This window comes from Methanomassiliicoccales archaeon (genome assembly GCA_026394375.1).
Lineage (GTDB): Archaea > Thermoplasmatota > Thermoplasmata > Methanomassiliicoccales > UBA472 > JAJRAL01.
In genome coordinates, this window is sequence record JAPKYJ010000018.1 from 1 (window position 1) to 21,869 (window position 21,869).

Below are 21,869 nucleotides of genomic sequence, written 5' to 3' on the forward strand. Positions count from 1 at the left end.
CACATCGCACATCTCTCGCGGTCTGTCGTCGCGCCTACCGTAACCACCACTTCTGGGTTTTCCGTACATTATATTCTACCTATGGTATTATATTCCCCAGTCCGCCTCAAGACGGCTTAAGGAATGATTTGTGATATCTTCTACCTATATATAAAGGTCGGTATGACAGGCAGTTCCGTTCGCTTCCTACCCTCATTGTTCGCAGAGCCTTCGTCTGCCCCAGGCGATGCTTGCAGGAGAAGTTATTTACTGACACCAGCGCCTGCGGAGAGAAGGACTGAGGTCGGAAGATGACCCGGACCATTGAGACGGACGTCCTCGTGATAGGGGGCGGTGGAGCAGGGCTCCGCGCGGCGATCGAAGCAGCCAGGCAGAATGCTCGCGTTCTGATCGTTGCCCGTTCGGTGCTAGGCAAGGCTCACACCACCATGGCCGAGGGAGGGGTGAACGCGGCATTGGGCAACCGCGACCCGGAGGATTCGGTGGAATCGCATTTCCGGGATACGGTGGTGGAGGGTGCATTCCTCAACGACCAGCGTCTGGTGAAGATCCTGGTGGAGCAGATCGCCGATCGCGTCTACGACCTAGAGGAGTTCGGGGCGGTGTTCGACCGAACCCCCGAGGGTGGGATCGCGCAGCGGTCGTTCGGAGGGCAAAGCCACCCTCGCACCTGCTACGTCGGAGACGAGACCGGTCACGAGATGATAATGTCCCTGGTGGAGGAGGTCCGCCGCAGACATATCCGGCACATGGACGAATTCATGATCACCCGGTTGTTCCGAGATGAGACGCGCTGTTCCGGAGCCTTTGGCATCGAGATGAGCTCCGGCGAATACCTGCTGTTCCGCTCCAAAGCGATCGTGTTGTCCTCTGGCGGAGCGGGGAGCCTGTACAAGGTGACCTCCAATCCTGACGAGGCGAACGGGGACGGATACGCCATGGCCTATGACATAGGAGCCGAACTCATGGACATGGAGCAAGTACAGTTCCATCCCACGGGCATGGTCTATCCCGATGCGGTAAGGGGCATCCTTGTGACTGAGGCAGTTAGAGGGGAGGGCGGACTGCTCAAGAACTCTCTGGGGGAGAGATTCATGGGGCGATACAGTCCGGTCCAGATGGAGCTCTCGCCCCGCGACGTGGTCGCCAGGGCGATCTACTCTGAGATCCAGGCCGGCCGAGGGACGGAAAGGGGGGGCGTCTACCTGGACATCACGCACAAAGACCCAGAGACCGTGCGAAGGAAGCTCCCGCGCATGGTCAAGCAGTTCCAGACCTTTGCTGACCTGGACATCACCAAGGCGCCTATGGAGGTCGCGCCTACAGCGCATCATTTCATGGGTGGGGTCAAGATTAGGCCGGAGGACAACCGCTCAACTACCGTCGCAGGTCTATACCTGGCAGGCGAGGTGGAGGGGGGAGTGCACGGTGGCAACCGCCTGGGAGGAAACGCGCTCGCGGAAACGCAGGTCTTCGGTGCGCGCGCTGGTCTCTATGCGGCGCAGTACGCCAAACAGATCGGCATGGTCCACATCGACCCTGGTGAGGTCATGGGGGAGGCAGAGCGACTGGATTCCATGTTCCGTTCGGGTGAGAGGCCCCAAGCCCTGCGGCAGAACATCCGACGCATGATGTGGGACCTTGTTGGCATAGTCCGCAACGAGAAGGACCTAGCGCAGGCGCTGGAAGAAATCCGTTCCATGCAAAGGAAGGCTCAAGAGGTAGGGGTCTCAGGAGGCAAGCGCTACAATCCCGAGTGGTATGACGCCATCGCTCTCGGGCACATGCTGGTGGTGGCCGAGGCCATCATCCTGTCGGCCCTGACGAGAAAGGAGAGCCGAGGGGCGCACTTCCGTTCCGATCATCCGCGCCGGGACGACCAGAATTGGTTCGTCAACCTTAACCTGATCAAAGGAGAAGACGGAGGTATGAAGGTCTTCTCCACTCCCATCCAGGCAGAGAGTATGCGTCCAGAGGAGGCCAGAGAGGAATGAACGACCAGGTCATCCGGTTCAGAGTCTTCCGCTTTGACCCGGCGGTGGACGAGGAGCCCCATTACGATAACTATGATGTCCCGTACGTGCCAAAGATGCGCATCCTGGACGCGCTCAATTACATTCACGAGCACCTCGATGGCTCGCTCTCCTATCGCTACATGTGCCGTGCCAGTCAGTGCGGTTCCTGCACGTTGACGGTCAACGGACGACCAGGGCCGGCATGCAAGACCGAGGTGCCAATCGATGGCAAGGAAGTGGTGGTGGAGCCTCTACGGATCTTCCCGGTCATCAAGGACCTGGTCACGGATATGGAGCGAGGTTACAGCCGGTTCGAGGCCGCCAGACCGTATGTGGAACGGCCCTCCAGACCCTCCAGGCCGGAGGTGGTGAAGGCGGAGGAGATAGAGGAGCTCAAACCCCTCCGCTCCTGCATCGAATGCTGGTCCTGCGTGGCCATCTGCCCGGTGGTGAACGAGATCTCCGACGAGTACCTTGGCCCGATGGGCATGCGTAAGCTGGCCGAGCTCTCACTGGACAAGCGGGATATACTGGACCGCACGAGCATGGCTTTGGTGGAAGGCGTCTACAACTGCACCACCTGCAAGAACTGCTGGGCGGTGTGCCCGCAGGAGATCCGCGTGCCGGAGAAGGCCATCGAGAAGCTGCGCGCCATGGCCATCAAAAAGGGGCTGGCCCCGCTTCCTCCGCACAAAGTGGCCATCGCCTCCATCCGCAACTATTGGAACCCGTGGATGGCACCGCGAGCACAGAGGGCGCGTTGGGCGAGGCCCTTGGACCTACCGGAGAAAGGCGAGACCATGTTCTTCGCTGGCTGCTCTCCCTCTCTGCTCAAGCAGAACTTGGCGGTGGGGACGGTGAAGATACTCAAGCACCTGGGTGAGGACGTGGGCTATCTGAGCAAGGAGGAGAGGTGCTGTTCGTCGCCCCTTCTGAGGGTCGGGGAGACAGCCCTCTTCGAGGAGATGGCCAAGGCCAACATCGAGGCAATGAGGAAAGCGGGGGCGAAGAGGGTGGTGGTCACCTGCGCCGGCTGCTACAAGGCCTGGAAGGAGGACTATCGCGATCATTTCGGGGAGCTGGGGTTCGAGGTCCTCCATATCTCCGAGGTCATAGAGAGAGCGCTGAAGGAAGGGGGGATCAAGCTCAAGGAGGCCGAAGTCAATCAATGCACGATCACCTACCACGACCCTTGTCATCTTGGCCGTGCTGGAGGAGTGTACGAAGCCCCGCGTTTCGTCCTGACCTCCGTTCCAGGCATTAAGCTGGTGGAGATGGAACGCAATCGGGAGAACAGTGCCTGTTGTGGCTCTGGAGGGGGAGTGAAGACCGCTCGTCCCTCGCTGTCGACCACCATCGGTTCCACCAGGTTGAGGATGGTCCAGGCTACCAGGGCGGACGAAGTGGTCTCGTGCTGTCCCTGGTGCGAGCAGAACCTGGAGGACAGCATCAAGGCGGGAGGATATCCTGCCTGGAGGGTGCGCGACCTCGTGGACATCGTCTCAGCGGCGCTGGAGTGAGAGAAATGGGAAGCGCGAACGCAAAGAAGAGGGTCGACTTGGAGGCGGAGCGGGTGTTCTTCGAGCGAGGCCTGGATGAGCTGCAGGGACGCCTGGGCTACAGTTTCGGGCGCAGGGAGCTTCTCCGGCAGGCGTTGACCCACTCCTCTTATGTGGGAGAGACCAAGAAGGGCAAGTCCTACGAACGCCTGGAATTCTTCGGCGACCGGGTAATCGAGGTCACGGTGTGCGAATGGCTCTTCCAGAATCGGCCAAACGACGATGAGGGCGAGCTGAGCAAAGCTCTGGGTTGGATTGCCGACGAAGAGAGCCTGGCGAGGATTGGAGAGGAGTTGGGCCTGAGGAACCTGATAAGGCTGGGACAGGGCCTCAGAGGGAACGGGATATCCGAGAGCGTCTTGGCGGATGCGGTGGAAGCGATCATGTGCGCCGTCTATTTGGACGGAGGGATGAACCCCGCCGCCAAGCTGGTGACCAGGCTGGTGCTGAAGGATGGCAAGATAGGGATCATGCCTGAGGATTTCCTCTCTCGGAGCACGCTCGATGAGGTCTGCTGCAAGCTCGACCTTGATCCACCAGTATTCACCCATGAAGCGCAAGGACCCGAACATCAGAAGGTCTTTCGGTGCACGGTCTCGGTGGGTGGGGTGATCAAAGGCGAGGGCACGGGGAAGACGAAGAAAGCGGCGGAGAGGCGGGCTTCGGCCGATGCGCTGGAGAAGATGCGGCAACATAGCCCTCCGTCCAGCTCTCCAGGCCAGCAAAACTGGTCCATTTAAATACGAGGGAGGCTCTCCACCATTCTGACCAGCGCATCGTCTTCGGGTGATGTGGCACGGAGGTTCGGAAATGGCCGAGAAGAAGTCCAAGACCAAGGCGGGCAAGGGCAAGACAGCGAAGAAGAAAGAGGCTGAGGCTTGCTGCGAGGCGGAACACGAGCATGATGAGAGTTGCTGCGCGGAGCCGGATTTCCTGTCGGGCAACTCCCAACGGTCATTCGCTCTCTACGACCTTTGGTTCGAGACCTTGAGCCAGGCCGTCAATGAGCAGATCGCGCCGGAACAGAACAAGCGCGAGATGATGTTCCTCACCGTCTCCAATGCGGTGCTGGACATGGTGATGGATATCCTACCAGAGGACATGAGCGCAGTGGTGGCGGAGAACATCGACGACTACCTGGCGGTCACCCTGGTCAACAAGAAGTATGGCGTGGACATCCTCAAGACGTTCCAGGATGAATTCATGCAGGCGCATGGCCGTAAATTCGATGACGAGGAGAAGCTGGAGAAGGCCTTGGACGATTTCCAGGATAAGTACTGGAACACGCCCCGCAAGGATCTCCAGGGCAAGTCCCCGAACCAGGCGGTCGAAGAGGCCTTGGCCGAGTTCGAGCTCTAAGCTTCCGGCGATCAACGCAAAACTGAAACCACTTCCCGTTCATTCCTCCATCAGGTGGACACTCACTTGAGCCAAACCTCCTCGGCGCCGGGTAAGATGATTCTGCTGGGAGAGCACGCCGTGGTCTTTGGGCAGCCAGCCATAGCCGTGGCCGTGAATCTGAGGTTGAGGTGTCGCATGGAACCCGCGACCTCATCGACGCTGAACGGGGCGCCGCTTTCGGAGATATCTCATTCCTACGTCCACCACGCCATACGCCTTTCGGGTCATGAGGGCCCCTTGGCCTTGACCACCGCCTCTGAGATTCCCTCGGGTTCAGGTCTGGGATCTTCCGCTGCGGTGAGCACCTCCCTGCTAGCGCTACTTCTCTCCCGCAGAGGGTCGTTCTCAGGGGAGGATGTGGCCAGGAAGGCCTTCGAAGTGGAGCTGGCGGTCCAGGGCCGGGCCAGTCCGGTGGACACTTCGACCAGCGTGCATGGGCGAGGCGTTCTGATCGACAACGCTCCTGGTGAGAACTTGCTCTGGCGCATCCAGAAGGATTCGCGGGAGTGGTACGTTCATCATTGCGACGTTCCCCGGCTCACGTTCGTCATAGGGTTCACCGGGATCCGTGCATCCACCGGTCCGCTGGTGGCGAAGGTTAAGCGTTACCACGACCGCACCGTCTTCGCTAGGGATATCATCCAGGAGATAGGGCAGCTGACGAGGGAAGGGATTACCAGGCTGAGACGAGGCGATGCGGTGGGACTGGGTGAGCTCATGACCAAGGACCATCGCCTGCTGGCCATCCTAGGCGTCTCCTCCCCGGAGCTTGACAGATTGGTATCGGCCGCTCTGCCTGATTCCTATGGCGCCAAGTTGACCGGCGCGGGGGGAGGGGGAAGCATGATTGCGTTGACAGACCGCCCGAAGCAAGTGAGCGAGGCCATCCGCCTCAAAGGCGGCATCCCGTACGAGGTCGCCATCGGGGAGGATGGAGTGCGCATCGAGCATTGAGCCACTGCGTCCGCTGGAATCTTGAGTGGCGGAAAGGGCGAAAGGGAATCGCAGGAAAAGGGGGAATAGAGGAGCTCAGATTAACTCCTCGAACTCCTTGACCAGGTCGGGAAGCTTCCCCTTAAGCGCCGCCAGGAGGTTGTATACGGACATCGACTTGATGTCGCACTCCGAGAGCACCTTCACGACCTCGTCCAGCGTCTTGTCGGAAAGGGTGATGAGCTTCTCCTTGGCCATCCAATTGCGCCAGAGCTTGTTCTCCAGCTGGTCCCGCCACAGCTTCTCATACTTCTGCAAGGCGGCCTCACTGAAGTCTCCAGCTTGAGCGCAATCCCCGAGGACCTCGCCGGCGAACACCGCCTGGATAGTCCCGTTGGCGATGCCCCCTCCAGTGATGGGGTCTATGACCCTGGCCGCATCTCCGACCAGAAGCAGTCCGTCCGCTATCGCCTTCTCCACCGGTGGTGAGACGGAAACGGCTGCGGCCACTGCCTCCAACGGCTGTCCGCATCGTAGCCTCTCATCCTTCTTGATGAACTTGTCCAGATATGCCTTGACCTCTCCCGGGTGCTTGAGCCTGGAGCCAAGGACGCCCAGTCCAACGTTCGCCGTATCCCCTCCTTTGGGGAAGATCCAAGCGTAGCCACCCGGAGCCACCGATCCGATGAGGAACTCACAGAAGTCCGGCTCGGCCTTCAGGTTGGTCATTCGGTACTGGAAGCAGGAGGTGATGTCCGAAGGCTTGATGGTCGTATTGAGGCCGCCCCATCGTCCCACTTGCGATTCGTAGCCATCGGCACCGACCACGCACTTGGCGGTGATCTTGATTGGCTCGCCGAAGCTCGTGCCCACGATGCCGCGCACCTTGCCTTCATCCTTGATCAGGCCGGTGGCAGCGGTCTTGAGCATGATCTCCGCGCCCGCCCGGGCCGCATCCGCCGCCAGAGCCTTGTCGAACAAGTGCCGGTTGAGCACCAGCCCGACCTCGTTGCCGGCGTTCCTTTCGTCCAGGCGGAAGACGTTGCCGTTGGGGGAAACGATCTTCGCACCTGCGATCTCCGTCGAGATCCAGCTCCTGTCGATCTTGAGCTTGGCCTTCTCCAACCCTTCGCGAGAGATGCCTTCTGCGCAACGAAGGGACGCGCCAATCTCCTGGCGCTTCTCGATTAGGAGCACCTTGGCGCCCTTCTTGGCCGCGTGCAGAGCGGTGACGCTACCTGCCGGTCCGGCGCCGACCACGATGACGTCGTAGTCGAACTTCATTTCTTTCCCTCCATCCTAATAGCGCCCACGGGGCACAGCTTGACGCAGCGGCCGCAGCGGTTGCAGGCGTCGCTGAATGCCAGCAGCACCTCGGCCAAGTAGATGGCGTTCTGGGGGCAGGAACCGACGCAAGCCCCACAATGCATGCACTTCTCATTGTTGACCTTCGCCCAGGTCGCCTCGCTCATGTATATTCCGCCCCTCTGGTCTTGCGCCACTCCTCCAATGGCACGGAAAACTTCTTCTCGATCTCCGTGCGGTACGTCGGGCCGCTGTTGTAGGCGCAGAAGGGGATGATGCGGTTGTCCGGCGTGGTGTAATGGATGGCACACCTCTTGACCCGCTCGATATCGTAGTTGTAGCCATCCTGGAAATGCATACCCCCTACGAACATCATGTTCCAGGAGAACTCCGACAAGCTCTTCTTCGACGAATCACCGAGCACGGTATTCATCATCTGCAGGAACTTGACCAAATCCAGTCCTTCCGGAGCTTTGTCTTTGTCGACGTACTTCTTCAGGATGTTGAATGCCTTAACTTTCTGGGGGAATTTGACCTTGGCCTTGTCCGCTTTCAGCGAGAGGGCGTAGAGCTCCTTGAAGAGAGGTTCCACGTCCACGAACCTTGTGAGCGGAATGATGTGGTCCTGGTCCTGGACGAAAAGGTACGTGGCCAAGCCGCAGTGCGGGTGGGTGGTGAAAGTGACCTTCGACTCTCCTAATAGTGCCGAGATCAAGGTGGACACTGGCACTACCGACGGCACAGGGTAAAAGTCCGCTTTGGTCACCTTGCCGGTCTGCTTCTCCAGGTCCTTCACCAGGTCGGGAAGGGTATAGCGCTGCTTGGCCCTCTCATCCTGGTCGATGCGGCCCGTGAATGCCACCGGCTGATAGTTGATGCCTCTGATGACATCTATGTTCTCCACGGCATAGCGGAATATCTCGCCCACCTGATCGTCGTTGATGCCTTTGACGATGGTCGGCACGAGCACGATGGAGGGCTTCTTCTGGAGCTTGCGCACGTTCTCGATGACCTTCTTCTTCGTTTCCACGAGGGGTGCGCCGCGCGAGGCCATGTAGATATCATCGGTCAGACCGTCGAACTGCAGGTAGATGGTGTTCAAGCCTGCGTCCACCGCCTCTCTCAGGAATTCTGGCTCCTTGGCGAAACGGATGCCGTTGCTGGCGGCCTGGATCTGGGAGAAGCCTAGCTCCTTCGCCTTCTTGATGACGTCCACGAAGCGGGGGTAGATGGTCGGCTCACCGCCAGAGAACTGCACCGCCGGGGTCGGGACCGGGCGTTCCTCGCGCAGCATGGTGAGCATTTTCGCAACTTGTTCGTAACTCGGCTCGTAGACGTAGCCGGCGGCGTTCGCGTTGGCAAAACAGATGGGGCACTTGAGGTTACAGCGATTGGTGAGGTCGACGTTGGCCAGGGCGGTATGGGACAGATGCAATTGGCATAACCCACATTCGTTCGGGCAGACCTTGGCGTTGGGGATGGCCGGGTTCTCTACCCCTATACCGTCATAAGCGAAGTTCTCCGCCTTCAGGTACATCTCGACGTCGGACCAGTAGACGTCCGTGGTCTTACCATGCTCCGGGCAGCTCTTCTCGATCATCACCTTGCCATCCCTCTCATAGAGCGAGGCGATGATGATCTTCTTGCACTCTGGACAGAGAGACCCCGTCTTCTTGGGGAGCCCTTTCTGGAGACCGCTCTCTTTCGCGATCATCTTTGTGACACCTTGGACGTTGGTAAAACCAGTGAAGATTTAATACTATTGTAGCTATAGGCGCTACAAATGATAGAATGAATCTCATCGATGTTCTCAGTCTGGACCTCGATTCGATCGGGGAAGAATACAATAAAATCGCAGCGATCCTAAGCAAGATAGGTCTATCCGACTACGAATCCAAGGCCTACGTGGCGCTCATCGCCAAGAACCACGCCACGGCGGAGGAGATTGCGGAGCTGGCAAGAATACCGAGGACCTCGGCGTACAAAGCGCTCCAGTCGCTCAAGGAGAAGAGGTTCGTGACGCTCACCGAGGGAAGGCCGGCGATATTCCACGCCATTCCGATCGAGGAGACAAGGGAGTCCGTTCTCGAAGAGATCAAGGACACGTTCGATAAGTTGCACATGATCCAAGGAATGCTGAGCGAGAGGGGCACGCCTCAACTCGTCTACACGATATCTGGAAGGAAGGGTGTGCTTTCTAAGATCGGGGAGATGCTCGATTCAGCCACCCGCAGTTTCATCATCTCCACTCCGGTGATGGCGGAGATCAGGAATGAGCATGCGCAACGCTTCCGGGACGCGGTCAAGCGGGGGGTGGAGGTGGTGATCATCGCCGAGCCTTCGGTCAAGATGCCGGAAAGCACCCGCGTCCACCGGAGAAAAGACCTCCTGGCGACGGACGTCATAAGCGATGGACGCACAGCCATGATAGCTTCTCCCGACCTATCACTTTGTGGCTATTCTGACAACCCCTTCATCTCTTCCCACCTGGAGAATTTCATCCGCATGTCGGTGGAGAGGCTAGAGAAAGAGGAAGAGCGGAAGGCCTGACGCTTCATCGTCATCCTTCGTGTATCCTCTTTTCATAGGCTTGCCTCCTGCCATACTGTTCGATGAAGGCTGCAGTTAGCTTGTGACGCTTTAAGAAGCGGAGCCTCTCGCCCCACTCATGAGGCGCATTTCCTTCTTTACCAGGCGTGGAACCTTTCTCAGTGGGGCAGATCGCAGCCGACTCGGTCAGATGTCCTTCGCCCTTGCCGCCGTGCTCATCATGGTGCTCGCGGGGGCCAGCGTGGCTGTTCTTTCGAGCATCGAGGATCACGAGCAGAGTTCGCGGGATTTGGACGCCTACCTCGAAGGCATGCTCCGAATGGCGGAGGAAGAGCGAATGGTCCTGGAAAGGAAAGCGTACGCGGAAGCCCTGCGCACGGTCCAGAGCAATCCCTTGGCGAACGAGAGCACGTTGGGTTCGCTTTTCGAGGCAAGTTGGGACGAACGACTGCGGGTGGATTATCCCAGGCATTCTTCCTCTTTCTCTTTGGACGTGCAGCGGAACTCCGTCGCCTTATCGTTCCTCCGTCTGAGCGCTGGCGAGGTGACCCAATGGGGGCAGAGCGGAGGCGGGACCGCTCAGCTGACCAATGTCACGATACCCTCCTACTTGACGGTCACCGGCAACGTCACTTTCAACGTATCCTGCGGGAACGGATACTTGTTGAAGACGGAGGACATGGACAGTCGTCTGTACCTGCCAGTGCCCCTGCTGCAGAACCGCTTGGAGGCGTTCGCCTCTGCCGTCAGCGGCGACAAGAACCACTTCGAGAACATCGTGCGATACGAGCTCTCTGCCCTGGTACAGAAGCGGGCGCTGGCTCGTTTGGACCGATTTGGCCTTTGCTCTCCCACTGCTCTCCTGACAGAACAGGACGTAGAGAACGCTGTCAACCTGGCCGTGGTGCTGGAGGAGGTGCGACTCTTCCGCAACTACGATCTCTCCAACACATTTTCCATACTAGCAGGAATGGCCTCCTCCGAGGAGGCGCTGCAGCTGGCGGAGCGGACGCTCGCATCTCGTGGTCAACTGGACCCGGCCGACCTCTTCCTTTCCCTTCTTGGGGAGGACCAGTTGGACACGAGGACCGTTGTCGCGCAGAGCTTGTTCGCCGCCGCCGATGGCTTGGTGCTCAGGTGGTTGGACTACCTGCACGTGATGGACCTGGGGCGCTTCCTGGAAGGGGCAGTGGAAAGCGTCCAGCTTACGATATCGAACGTGCTCAGCGCGCTGTTCGGGGGCGACCCGACGAATGAGCTCGCCTTGGATTGGATGCGAAAGCGCTTGGACGCCGCTGGTGTTCCCGAGAGCGAGTATCGTTACCTCAACTGTGGTTCCCCGGATTTTCTCATTGAGATACCTCACCGCACCATCTCCGTACTGAACGACGACGGAGAGACCGTGTTGTTTGAGCTAGAGGGGCTCCAGGAACTGGATTTCCCATCCCTCGACCTTATCTCCTCGCCGGAATGGCGTTCGTTCTACGTTGACTACAAGGCCAGCACCTTCGAGATGGGGGAGGCGCTGGAGCAATTCGTCAAGAGCGTTGCCATGGGCGTGGCAGAGAACCTGGACCTGGAGCAAGTGGGGCTCAGGCTCGATCCCATGGACCAGGAATGTTTCCTTTCTGAGCTGGATGAGGCGCTTGAAGGTGCGCTGAGCGCAGGGAATGGTTGGCTGGATCTAGCCGTGGCCAAGGCATCCCACGCCCAGCGACTGCACGACGGCATGGCGCTCGCCTTCGTCACGTTCGTTTCCTCCCGCTGGATGGAGATATTCCAGGCCAACCGTTCGGTCAATTGGGCGCTTTCAAAGATGGCATACCAGCTGGCCAACGACTCCCTGGCAGGAGAGGGGTTCGGGCCGGAGGCGCTGAAGGCAGCCGGCCAAAGCATCGCTTGGGACATGGTGCTGGACACATCCTGGGGGATCAGAGAAACGGCCATGGAGGCCTTCTATCGGAGAGTGGAGGGGCGCATTCAACTGTTCGATGCCGTCTTCAGCAACGTGACCATAGATGGTCATGGATTCTCCCTCAACGATGCCGTGGTGCGCCTGGCCTTGGGCGCGATAGGCATGGTGCCCGGAGCGGGGGAAGTGGTGCGACGTCTTGCCATGCGGATGATCGACGACCTGGAACAAGGCAGCCGCCTACGCGGTGATAAGGTGACGATAGCGCTGCACGGCCTCGGGCCTCTGCCTTTGCGCCTGGAGAACGAGGTGGTGGCCAAGGAAGAACTGCTGCCCCAAGTGCAAATGCCTTGGACGACGGGGGATGGGCTGCTCGAAGTGAGCATCAAGTACCCATTCCAGTACGCCCGTGAGGCGGAGGACTACCCCAACCGTCGTGTCACCGACCTGAACAACCTCACCCTCTGCCCCTTCCAGAGTCAGTTCGAGGTGGCGGTCAGAGGGCAGCTCCAACTGACGCTTGGCTGTTCTGGCGAGCTCTCGTCCATTGCCGGTGGCTCACCTCAGGCAAGCGCCAACGTGCCATTCGATTTCCGTTTCGGGCTCTGCACCAGCAGCGGGTGGCCCTTGGACGGAGTGGACTACCGGCCCACGATGACCGCCCTCAAGCAGATGGAACAGGTCTTCCAGGCCATATGGGATGGCATCGTGGGTGCGCTCCAATGGGCCTGGGATGGGATCAACTCCATCTTCTCCTTCCTCCAGGATGTGGTGTCGACCGTACTCTCCTACGCGATGCAGGCGGTTCAGTGGTTGTCGGACCTGGTGACGCAGGTGGTCCAAGGGATCAAGGACATCCTGGAAAGCGGTTTCTCCTCCTTCGCCGAATGGCTGGGTCGGACGGTCACCGACACGGTGGGCAAGATCAAGGTGTCCTTCAGCCTGCTTGGCATCCAGTTCCTCTTGGAGACGGATGTTAACGACATCCCCTATGGCCGGAGCCGAGACTATCTTCGTTTGACAGGTACCGTGGACTTGGGTGGCACCAAGCTAAGCCTGACCATGCGTGTAGCCAGCATCTACAAGAAAGGCACGGACATCGTCTTCAACAGCACCATGTTGGGAGATGGTTGGGTGGCCAAGGGCACGTTCGATCCGCTCATGATCGTTTGCGACCACCTCTTCGAGCTGGTCGGGTCTTTCCCCAGCTTCGTGATCGAGCTCTGCATGCCCAAGATCGTGCAGTACGATGTCCTGCGGTTCTCCCTGGCGGACGTGCCAGGCATCGGTGCTTTCCTGTCCCGCATCCCCCTTCCCATTCCCGGCCTCACGGGTTCCATCGACGCTGGCTTCGAGCTCAAATACAACCGTCCGATCAATGACCACGTGGTCATAAACGAGGTGGAGCTCAATCCTCAGGGTGCCGATGCTGGAAGGGAATGGGTCGAGCTCTACAATCCATCTGCCATGGACGTGGAGGTCTCCGGCTGGTATCTGGAGACCTCGCACGGCTCGCAGGAAGTGGATGCCATCGAGGACGAGGTCATTCCTCCGCGGGGCTATCTGGTGCACGTGTTCCCGAAATTGATGCTGGACAACGGAGGTGAGCACGACGCCCCGCTGGGTGAATCTGTGGTGCTCCGGGATGCCTCTGGCACCAAGGTCGATTCCACTCAGTTCCTCACCGACTACTACGGCGATGGTCGCACCTGGCAGAGGAAGACCGACGGAGCGGAGAGCTGGACGTTCAAGGATGGGACCCGGGGCAGCAGGAACCACTTCCAGACGGTGGTGATGAACGACCGCGATGTGATGATGCATGCTCTGGGGGAGGCAGCCCTGCGAGCTTTCGGCCGCTTCGCCAGTGCCAACGCATTCAGCCTGGATTCGCTTGCCAGTCTGATCACCGGCGTGATCAAGGAAGTGCTGGACACGGTGATCGACATTCTGGCCGATGCGGTGGTGGAGATGGGCCTGTTCTTGGAACTTAAGCTGCAGGACTGCACTCAGAGCTTCAGCGGTTCCCTGCGTCTCAGCCTCTTGGTCACGGGTGACTTCGTGAGGGAGGGGCTGCAATGGATCGCCGACGCGGTCCGTTCTGCCCTATGCGGTTTCGCCAACCCGGCTGCCGCGATGCCGAAGGCGCACTCTCTGGACGAGTTGCTGGATGATGTGTACATTCGGTTTGGAGCCTACGGTCAGGCGGGGCTTCCCCGCATCCTAGGTTCGATTGGCGATGGGGTCAAGTTCAGCTTCGGCGGGCAGATCCAGGTGAACCTTGCTGCATTCATCCCTCCTAGGCACGGACCTCAGAACTGGAGCGTGGTCTTCGGGGTCTTATTCGAGGGCATCGATGGGCGCTACCTGAGCACGCTCTTCAACACAGATGCGGACAAACTGGTGGACTGCTGGGTGTTGTGGGCTTCACTGCATGCCAACGGGCAGAACCAGGGGAACGCGATCGAGGTGAGGGGCATGTGACCTGCCTGCCGATCATTTCCATCCCTCGAGTGTGCTGGTGCTTGGTAAATGATTTAATACTCTGAGCAAATACGACAGGCGTGGCATCATTGGAGCAGTCCCTACCCGTGGCCGCTGATTCGTCCACGTGGCTGGCAGACTACGGCTGGGCGATCCTGCTATTCCTCATCTTGCTGGTCATATCCCTCTATCTCTGGTCTTATCTGTCCAAGAACCTGGAGCAGCTCAAGGTCAAGGAGTCGGACTACACGGACGACGAGGTGATCACCTACCTGGGTCGCATGGTGAAGGTGGTCCTCGTTATCATCCTGGTGTTCGTGGCCCTGTTCGTCACTGCCCAGGTATGGCAGGAATTCAGAACCGAGGTCTGGGACAAATACCTCGGCTACTTGCTGGACATAGTCTTCATCAGTATCGTCCTCCTGGTGGCCATGCTCATCGTCCGGGTGCTTCGTCGGGTATCGCGCAGGGCCCGAATGACCAAGAAGGACGTTCACGCTCTACACGGGAGCGCCATCGAGTTCACCTCCCTGCTCCTAAGCTACGTGGTCTATGTGACCGCCGCCGGCCTCATCCTCCTGGTGCTCATCTCGTTCGTGCCGAATCTGGAGCCTTTGAAGGGGTTGCGCGACTTCCTGGACAGCAACGTGACCAAGATCGGCTCCACCATCATCCTCGTGCTCGCCATATTCGCAGTGGTGAAGCTGGTGGGGGCGATCTTCGAGGACTACAAGTTCCGAACCAAGAAGTTCAACCCCCAGGTCATAGACCTGTTCAACGACCTGGTGAGGTATGTGTTATATATCATCGCTTTCTTCACGGCCGTCTTCATGTTGTTCTCCATGGCGGGACTGGAGTCGGTGGGCTTCCTCCTCGTCATCGTCACGCTCTTGTTCGTGTCATTGGGCATCGCCATGTCCTACACCACCATCCGCAATATCGTGTCTGGGCTGGCGTTGATGAACAGCGACCCCTTCGATATCGGCGACCGGGTGAAGCTGGGCAAGGACCTGGTCTGTGAAGTGGTGGAGAAGAACCTGGTGTTCACTCGAGTCCGCACCGAGGACGGGGAGACGGTGGAGGTGCCCAACAGCCAGATAATCAGCGGAACGATTCTGAACTTCAGTCGTTCCGGATCGCATGGGCTATCGGTCAGACTGGAGCTGCCGTCATCGATATCGCACAGCGTTGTGGAGGACATCATTGCCAAGGCAGTGACCCGGGAGGAAGGGCTGATGAAGGAACCTAAGCCCGAGATCTTCGCACGGGAGTTCCGGGGCGATAAGATATCCTACGAGGTCATCGTCTATGTCAAGGATTCCATGAGGACCAAGCGGGTCCGGTCCGACCTCATCATCAACATACAGGACGCCTTCGAGGCCGCGGGTTTGAGAGGTCTCGGTGGCGAGAAGTGATGTCTCGCCTGAGGTTTTCCCTGCATCCGAGGTAATACTTAATTCTCCTTGAAGTCATGTAGCCAGAGGTTCCCATGGCTCAGGAGGCGGCGATCTGGTTCCAGATGACTTTTCTCCTGCTTATCGCCGTGCTAAGCCATTTCTTGATCATCCGCATTGGGCAGCCCCTGGTCATCGGAGAGATCATCATCGGGATCATAATCGGACCGAGCGTTGTTGGGACCCTCTTCGGAATCAAGCTCATCGATCCAGCCATGATCTCAGTGTTCGCGCAGCTAGGCGCGATAGTGCTCCTTTTCCTCATCGGCCTTGAGGCTAATCTAAGCCGCATCTACACCAAGCGGAACGCGGCCATTGCATTGGGCGGGGTCTTGGTGCCTTGGGGGGCAGGTTATCTGGTCGCGATCGTCATGCTTCCGGGTGCCACCGTGGCCCAGGGCATATTTATCGGGGCAACCTTAGTGGCCACCAGCGTCTCCGTCACCGCCAGCGTGCTGCTGGAACTGAGGATGATCGACCACGACGTGGGCTGCGCCATCCTGGGGGCGGCGGTGGTGGATGACATTCTGGGTATGATCGTCCTGGGCATCGCAGGTGGTTTCGCGAGCGGAGGCATCGATGCCGGGCACATCCTATATTTGATCGTGGCGGCGGTGGTCTTCATCGCGGCGGCCATCTTCGTGGGCACCAGGGTCTTCTGCCGGATAATCACCAAGGCGGAGGAGGAGGGCAAGGCCAGGGGCATCAAGCACACCGGCTTCATGCTGGCCTTCGCCCTTGCCTTGTCGTACGCCTACATCGCCGAGGTCATCGGCATCTCCGCCATCGTGGGTGCTTTCGTCGCTGGTGCCGTCTTCTCGTCCTTTCCGATCAGAAGGGAGTTCCAGCAAGGTACCGAGTATCTGAGCGTCATCCTCGTTCCAGTCTTCTTCATTTCCCTGGGTGCCCTGTTCGACGTCTCGGGGCTGAGCACGCTCTTGCTCTTCGCGCTCGTGCTGACCGCGGTCGCCGCTCTGACCAAGGTCGTGGGATGTGGCATCCCCGCACGAGCTTTCGGTATGTCCCGCCGCGAGTCGCTGGCCGTCGGATTGGGGATGGTCCCGCGGCTGGAGGTGGCGTTGATCATCGCGCTCTATGGGCTGCAGAAAGGCATCATTGGTCAAGACCTCTATTCGGTGGTAATCTTCATGGGCGTGGCCACCGCCCTGTTCACTCCCACGTTCTTCAAGTGGGCTCTGAAGGGCGTTCCAAGAAGCAGGACAGGGGAAAAGATAGAAGGCTGAGCCGAGCCCTCTACTCAATAGTCTCTTGTCCCTGCAAGTAAGGTCGCAACACCTCTGGAATGCTGACCGATCCATCTTCGTTCTGATTGTTCTCCAAGACGGCCACCATGGTGCGCGGCAGCGCTACCCCGGAACCGTTCAGAGTGTGGACGAACTCGCTCTTCAGGTGCGCCTCGGGTCGGTACTTGATGCGCGCCCTCCTGGCCTGGAAATCCGTGAAGCTGCTGCATGACGAGCATTCGAGCCACTGGTCGCTGCCAGGAGCATGCGTCTCAATATCATAGGTCTTAGCGCTCGCGAAGCCCATATCCCCCGTGCATAGCAGCAGCACTCGGTAGGGCAGGTCGAGGTATCGTATGGTGTCCTCGGCGTCGCAGAGCAGCGTTTCCAGTTCATTGGACGAATCTTCGGGCAGCACGAACTTCACCAGCTCGACCTTGTTGAACTCGTGCACCCGGATGATGCCCTTCATCTCCGCGCTCCTGCCGGCCTCGCGGCGGAAGGAGGGCAGGTAGGCGGTGTAGAGGATAGGCAACTGGTCCTTATTCAATATCTCGTCCTGTAGAAGGTTGGTCACGGGCACCTCGGCCGTTGGATTGAGCCAAAGGTCGTCCCGCTCGCACCAATACATGTCATCCTTGAGTTTTGGATACTGCCCGGTGCCGACGACCGCGGCGCGATTGACCACTATGGGAGGGAAGACCTCAGTATAGCCTTGGTGCCTGTGCAGGTCCAGGAAGAAGTTGATCATGGCCCTCTCCAGGCGCGCTCCGTCTCCCTTGAGCACATAGAACCCGCTTCCTGCCACCTTCGCTCCCCGCTTGAAATCGATGATGTCCAGCTCTTCGCCCAGCTGGATGTGGTCTCTGGGTTTGAAATCGAACTTCCTCGGCTCGCCCCCGGTGCGGACCAAGACATTATCGGCTGGACTGGCGCCGATGGGCACGCTCTCGTGCGGAAGGTTGGGCAGGTTGAGAATGATTTCGCTCCTGGAGGCCTCGAGTTCGGCCACGCGCTTCTCGATCTCGGCGATGCGGGAGGCGACCCCCTTCATCTCCTTGATCTTCTTCTGCTTCTCCGCGTCCTTGAGCTTGGGTATCTGCTCGGACACGGTGTTGCGGAGGCGTCTCAGTTGGTTTCCTTCCTCCACCAGCTTCCTCCACTCCGAGTCGACGCTCAGGAAAGAGTCCAAAGCATCCTCTGGATAGTTGCGGTTGCGCAGCATGGCGCGGATGCGGTCCGGGTCCTCGCGGATGAGATCGATGTCTAGCATATCCCGACCTCGGTCAGGTTGAATCGCCTTTGGCGGCATAGAGTTTTTCGTCGCAGAGCAGGACCGTGTTGCCGCGCAACTCGATCAGGCTGACGCCCGCTCTATCCGCCAACTCCTGTGCAAGATCCTTCTTTTCCTGGGAAGAGGAGGCGAGCACCCTGACCTTCACCAGCTTGTTCTTCTTGATCTGGTTCTTGACCTCTTCCACCAAACCCTCGGTCAAGCCGCCTTTTCCGACGTGGATGGTGGGCGCGAGCTCCGTGCCCATTCCCTTAAGTTCCTTTTTGCTCTTGGTTTCCATGTTCCTTCCTCCTCTCCTTGATGTAAGGGTGGCGGCGGAAGCCCTCGCAAGCGAGGCAGTGCGTCACCACCCGTCGTGACCGCAATCTGACCCGGCAGTTCCGGCCGGGGACGAGGGGCGTCAGGCAGTGACGACAGTACAGGAAACCCCTGGGCAAGGGGGTGTTCGTGCGCATGCTGATGTTCCTAGCCATGCCGAAGTAGCGGCGGCTCCTTTCCAGGTTGCCCCCCACGGCCTCCGCTTCCGACATGCGCAGGAGGGTCTCGATGCGCTCCTCCGCCACATCCCTAACCTCCCGGTTCGTGATCCTCCGTCTGCTCACTGCCTCATCCTCATTTCCAAGCGGTCCGGGGCTTCTGTAAACGCTGATTGATATAATACCTTGCCCGGTATGGAGAGACCTCAGGTTCGGAGACCGAGAGCCGCCCCGAAGCCTCGTTCCGATCGATGCTGGAAGTCTGTATTTTCGATCGAGTTCCACACTCCGTCAGGCCATCATTGTTATATACCGCAATCCTAATGTAGGCACCCCTTAGTGGATTCATTTCGGTGATGTCACATGGCAAGGAAGCCAGCAAGGATGTACACGCAGATCAGGGGACAGGCCTATACCCGCAGAGAGTACATGGGAGGCGTCCCTGCCTTACGCATTAACCAGTTCGACCTCGGGAACCCCAACGGAGATTTCCCGATCGAGTTCACCCTCCGCGTCAAGGAGACGTGTCAGATCCGTCACACCGCATTGGAAGCGGCCCGTGTCACGGCCAACCGCTTGCTGACCAAGAAAGCGGGGGCGAACAACTTCTATCTCAAGATTCGTATCTATCCGCACAACGTGCTACGCGAGAACAAGCTTGCTACCGGCGCAGGCGCTGACCGTATCTCCAGCGGCATGAGGGCGGCATTCGGCAAGGCGGTCGGCACCGCGGCCCGGGTGCATTCCGGCCAGCCGATCATCACGGTTCGGGTACCAGTGAGCGCAGCGCCAGCGGCCAAGGAGGCCATGTGGTCCGCCGCCATCAAGCTCCCCACCCCCTGCTACGTGCAGGTGGAGAAGGGAAAAGAGCTCCTGGTCTGAAGCAGCAAACCATTTAACCCGCTCATCTCCTCTTCTTGCCGTTCATGTACGACTTTCATTTGGCCGATGTGGCCTCTTTCGTCCTCCGGCGCAAAGCCAGGCTAGTGGCATTGCAGCTGCCCGAGGGGCTGATCGCCCAAGTCCGGGCGATGGTGGAGGAGCTGGAGAAGTCGACCGGAGCGAGATACTTGGTGCTCGCCGATCCCTGCTACGGAGCGTGCGATGTGAACCTGCAATACAAGGAGTATTCGGACGCCCTAGTGCATTTCGGACATTCGGAGATGCCCTCTCTCCAGACCGACGAAGGCGTGCTGTTCGTTGAGGTGACGGCCGATTACCACGTGCTGGAGCTCGTCCCGGAGGCGGCGAAGAGGCTTTGCGACCGCGTGGGATTGGTGACCACAGCCCAGCACATCGACAAGCTGGAAACGGTCAGAGCCGCGCTGGAGAGAGAGGGAAAGCAAGTGTTCGTAGGACGTGGAGATGGACGGATCAAGCATCCCGGACAGGTGCTGGGGTGCAACGTGAGCGCTGCATCCTCTCTGGCAGAGAGAGTGGACTGCTATCTCTACATCGGAAGCGGGGACTTCCATCCTCTGGCCGTCTCCCTGGGAACAGGAAAACCCGTGATCGTCCTGGACCCTTTCATACGCCAGATCCGGGACGTGGACGAACTGAAGGACCGCACCCTGCGGCAGAGGCACGGGGCCATCGTTCGAGCGGCGGAAGCCCGATCGTATGGCATCCTGGTCTCCTCCAAGCCGGGACAGAAGCGTCTGGCGTTGGCGCAGGAGCTGCGAGCCAAGCTTGATTCGAAGGGCAAGAAGGCGGTGATCCTGGTGGCGAACAACATCGACCCCGATCGTCTTGCCGGCTATGGCCTGGACGCCTTCGTCTCCACCGCCTGCCCGCGCCTGGCGATTGACGACTATATGCGTTATAAGCAACCCATCCTCACTCCCAAGGAGCTGGAGATCGTCCTCGGCGAAAGAAAGTGGGAGGACTACGTTTTCGACAGCATCTCTGTCTGATGCAGGACCGTCGTCCGGGTAGCCTTGCGACAGTCATAAGAGTCGCGAGCGCGTTCATTTCTCTGATGCTCAGTCCCGAGGCCATCCTGACGAAGGCAAGGAGTCATGATCGGCGTATCGGCATAGGCGCCGTGGAGGATGTGGAGAAGGTGGAGGCCAGCGCCTCGATAGCCAACGCTGCCGACTACGGCAAAGTGAAGGTCTACCGCGATCCGGACGAGCTGATCAAGGCGTTGAAGAGCGGTGAACTGGACGCAGCGGTACGTGGAAGCCTCGACTCCAACGCGGTCATGAGGGCGATCAAACGCGAGTTCTCAGTGGACCACGTCCTGCGCATGGCGATCCTGCAGCCCCGCGTGGGGAAGGTGTTCTTCTTTGCCCCAGTGGGAGTGGACGAGGGCAACAGCGTTGAGCAGAAGCTGGAGCTCGTGACATTGGGGGCGAAGTTGATGAGGCAGATGGGCGTGGAACCCAAGGTCGGGGTCCTCTCCGGAGGCCGCAAAGGCGACCAGGGACGAAGCGCAGTGGTGGACCGGAGCCTGGCCGAGGGGGAGGAGGTGGCGTCCAAGGCCAATGCCATTGGAATATCTGCCAGGCACGCCGAGATATTGATAGAGGATGCAGCCAAGGACTGCAACATGATCATCGCGCCGGACGGGATCTCCGGCAACCTCATCTTCCGCACCTTGCACTTCTTGGGCGAAGGCCGAGCGCTGGGGGCGGTGGTGCTGAACATCGACAAGGTGTTCGTGGACACCTCGCGAGCGAAGACCAGCTACATCGATTCCATAGCTCTCGCCTCCGCACTGGTGGGCAGCAAAAAGATATAATAAGGCCGAGGTTGTGCATCGGTCGATGAGATTGGAGATCGACGGCCGGGAGGCGGGGATCAAGTTCTCTGCGTCCCACATGATCCCAGGGCATAGCAAGTGCGGCCGGTTGCACGGGCATTCCTACAGCATCAGGCTGGTGCTCCACGGCGAGAAGGGTGAGAGGGGCATGGTGGTGGATTTCCTCATCGTCAAGCAGACCTTGCGGGCCATCGCCGAAGAGTTCGATCATCGCGTCATCCTCCCAGGCAACTGTCCCCATCTGAAGCTCAAGTTGGGCGAAGAGGTGGAGGCCACCACCCAAGGCAAGCGCTACATCTTCCCGGCGGAGGACGTGGTGATCATCGATGCGGAGGAATCGAGCACGGAGGAGATGGCGCGGGTCATTCTGGAGATGCTGTTGCAGCGCATGACCTTCCCCCCGAACGTGAAGGAAGTGGAGATCGGGGTCTATGAGGAGCTGGGTCAGAGCGCCTTCGCTTCTAGCAAGCTGAGGTGATTC

General features: G+C 59.2%; 19 protein-coding genes. 13 read left to right on the forward strand and 6 right to left on the reverse strand.

The window, feature by feature from the left end:
* Positions 1-290: 290 nt before the first annotated feature.
* The 5 genes from NT137_04175 to mvk all read left to right on the forward strand — a co-directional run bounded on the left by NT137_04175 (position 291) and on the right by mvk (position 5,929).
* A complete protein-coding gene (locus NT137_04175) occupies positions 291-1,994 on the forward strand; it encodes an FAD-binding protein (protein ID MCX6652535.1) in 1,704 nt (567 codons plus the stop codon).
* A complete protein-coding gene (locus NT137_04180) occupies positions 1,991-3,535 on the forward strand; it encodes a succinate dehydrogenase/fumarate reductase iron-sulfur subunit (GenBank protein MCX6652536.1) in 1,545 nt (514 codons plus the stop codon). Before NT137_04175 ends, NT137_04180 begins: the two co-directional genes overlap by 4 nt.
* 5 nt (positions 3,536-3,540) lie before the next feature.
* Positions 3,541-4,314, forward strand: a complete 774-nt coding sequence (gene rnc, locus NT137_04185) for a ribonuclease III (GenBank protein ID MCX6652537.1) — start codon at positions 3,541-3,543, stop codon at positions 4,312-4,314.
* A 70-nt stretch (positions 4,315-4,384) separates the two neighbouring features.
* Positions 4,385-4,933 (forward strand): hypothetical protein, encoded by a 549-nt coding sequence (locus NT137_04190; GenBank protein ID MCX6652538.1) that lies wholly within the window; start codon positions 4,385-4,387, stop codon positions 4,931-4,933.
* Between the two features lie 66 nt (positions 4,934-4,999).
* Positions 5,000-5,929, forward strand: coding sequence for a mevalonate kinase (gene mvk, locus NT137_04195; protein MCX6652539.1), 930 nt, complete (start codon positions 5,000-5,002; stop codon positions 5,927-5,929).
* Positions 5,930-6,004: 75 nt separating this feature from the next.
* Here mvk and NT137_04200 read toward each other — a convergent pair whose 3' ends face one another.
* From NT137_04200 to NT137_04210, 3 genes are read right to left on the reverse strand one after another with little or no spacing between them, the layout of a single operon-like run.
* Complete coding sequence (locus tag NT137_04200; protein ID MCX6652540.1) at positions 6,005-7,192, reverse strand: NAD(P)/FAD-dependent oxidoreductase; 1,188 nt, start codon at positions 7,190-7,192, stop codon at positions 6,005-6,007.
* Positions 7,189-7,380, reverse strand: coding sequence for a 4Fe-4S binding protein (locus tag NT137_04205; protein MCX6652541.1), 192 nt, complete (start codon positions 7,378-7,380; stop codon positions 7,189-7,191). Before NT137_04205 ends, NT137_04200 begins: the two co-directional genes overlap by 4 nt.
* Positions 7,377-8,927 carry a radical SAM protein gene (locus NT137_04210; protein ID MCX6652542.1) on the reverse strand — a complete coding sequence of 517 codons (1,551 nt, stop codon included), beginning with the start codon at positions 8,925-8,927 and terminating at the stop codon, positions 7,377-7,379. Before NT137_04210 ends, NT137_04205 begins: the two co-directional genes overlap by 4 nt.
* 77 nt (positions 8,928-9,004) lie before the next feature.
* Between NT137_04210 and NT137_04215 the strand changes: the two genes are divergently transcribed.
* The 4 genes from NT137_04215 (at position 9,005) to NT137_04230 (ending at position 16,854) form a co-directional block, all read left to right on the forward strand.
* A complete protein-coding gene (locus NT137_04215; protein ID MCX6652543.1) occupies positions 9,005-9,763 on the forward strand; it encodes a hypothetical protein in 759 nt (252 codons plus the stop codon).
* A 190-nt stretch (positions 9,764-9,953) separates the two neighbouring features.
* Positions 9,954-14,156 carry a lamin tail domain-containing protein gene (locus NT137_04220; protein MCX6652544.1) on the forward strand — a complete coding sequence of 1,401 codons (4,203 nt, stop codon included), beginning with the start codon at positions 9,954-9,956 and terminating at the stop codon, positions 14,154-14,156.
* 80 nt (positions 14,157-14,236) lie between these two features.
* Entirely contained in the window at positions 14,237-15,571 is a 1,335-nt protein-coding gene (locus NT137_04225; protein MCX6652545.1) for a mechanosensitive ion channel, read from the forward strand.
* A 74-nt stretch (positions 15,572-15,645) separates the two neighbouring features.
* Complete coding sequence (locus NT137_04230; protein MCX6652546.1) at positions 15,646-16,854, forward strand: cation:proton antiporter; 1,209 nt, start codon at positions 15,646-15,648, stop codon at positions 16,852-16,854.
* A gap of 10 nt (positions 16,855-16,864) precedes the next feature.
* On the opposite strand, the gene serS is transcribed toward NT137_04230, so the two are convergent.
* From serS to NT137_04245, 3 genes are read right to left on the reverse strand one after another with little or no spacing between them, the layout of a single operon-like run.
* On the reverse strand, positions 16,865-18,127 hold the full coding sequence (serS, locus tag NT137_04235; protein MCX6652547.1) for a serine--tRNA ligase: 1,263 nt from the start codon (positions 18,125-18,127) through the stop codon (positions 16,865-16,867).
* 13 nt (positions 18,128-18,140) lie between these two features.
* Positions 18,141-18,428: a YhbY family RNA-binding protein gene (locus tag NT137_04240; GenBank protein ID MCX6652548.1), complete on the reverse strand. Its 288-nt coding sequence runs from the start codon at positions 18,426-18,428 to the stop codon at positions 18,141-18,143.
* Positions 18,400-18,750 carry a hypothetical protein gene (locus tag NT137_04245; GenBank protein ID MCX6652549.1) on the reverse strand — a complete coding sequence of 117 codons (351 nt, stop codon included), beginning with the start codon at positions 18,748-18,750 and terminating at the stop codon, positions 18,400-18,402. The genes NT137_04240 and NT137_04245 overlap by 29 nt, the downstream gene beginning before the upstream one ends.
* Positions 18,751-18,987: 237 nt before the next feature.
* Here NT137_04245 and NT137_04250 point away from each other — a divergent pair, with 237 nt between their 5' ends.
* From NT137_04250 to NT137_04265, 4 genes are all read left to right on the forward strand, one after another.
* On the forward strand, positions 18,988-19,506 hold the full coding sequence (locus tag NT137_04250) for a 50S ribosomal protein L16 (protein ID MCX6652550.1): 519 nt from the start codon (positions 18,988-18,990) through the stop codon (positions 19,504-19,506).
* Between the two features lie 44 nt (positions 19,507-19,550).
* Entirely contained in the window at positions 19,551-20,537 is a 987-nt protein-coding gene (dph2, locus tag NT137_04255) for a diphthamide biosynthesis enzyme Dph2 (GenBank protein ID MCX6652551.1), read from the forward strand.
* 65 nt (positions 20,538-20,602) lie between these two features.
* The gene (gene mtxX, locus NT137_04260; GenBank protein MCX6652552.1) at positions 20,603-21,367 is read left to right on the forward strand and encodes a methanogenesis marker protein Mmp4/MtxX; all 765 of its coding nucleotides are present in this window, start codon (positions 20,603-20,605) and stop codon (positions 21,365-21,367) included.
* 25 nt (positions 21,368-21,392) lie between these two features.
* Positions 21,393-21,866, forward strand: a complete 474-nt coding sequence (locus NT137_04265) for a 6-pyruvoyl tetrahydropterin synthase family protein (protein ID MCX6652553.1) — start codon at positions 21,393-21,395, stop codon at positions 21,864-21,866.
* The last annotated feature ends 3 nt before the right edge of the window (positions 21,867-21,869 follow it).